Below are 506 nucleotides of genomic sequence, written 5' to 3' on the forward strand. Positions count from 1 at the left end.
GCCAGTGCTTGAGCTGCCAGTGCTTGAGCTGCCAGTGCCTGAGCTGCCAGTGCCTGAGCTGCCAGTGCTTGAGCTGCTTGTGCTTGAGCTGCCAGTGCTTGAGCTGCCAGTGCTTGAGCTGCCAGTGCTTGAGCTGCCAGTGCTTGAGCTGCCAGTGCTTGAGCTGCTTGTGCTTGAGCTGCTTGTGCTTGAGCTGCTTGTGCTTGAGCTGCTTGTGCTTGAGCTGCCAGTGCTTGAGCTGCCAGTGCTTGAGGTGCCAGTGCTTGAGCTGCCAGTGCTTGAGGTGCCAGTGCCTGAGCTGCCAGTGCTTGAGGTGCCAGTGCTTGAGCTGCCAGTGCTTGAGCTGCCAGTGCTTGAGCTGCCAGTGCCTGAGCTGCCAGTGCTTGAGCTGCCAGTGCTTGAGCTGCCAGTGCTTGAGGTGCCAGTGCCTGAGCTGCCAGTGCTTGAGCTGCCAGTGCTTGAGCTGCCAGTGCCTGAGCTGCCAGTGCCTGAGCTGCCAGTGCTTG

General features: G+C 60.5%; 1 protein-coding gene. It reads right to left on the reverse strand.

All coding sequences use genetic code 11. The features are described from left to right. The coding region (locus tag FS608_RS31930) for a hypothetical protein (protein ID WP_186328961.1) at window positions 1–506 on the reverse strand (506 nt) is incomplete at both ends.

It is taken from the genome of Bacillus sp. X1(2014) (assembly GCF_007678255.1).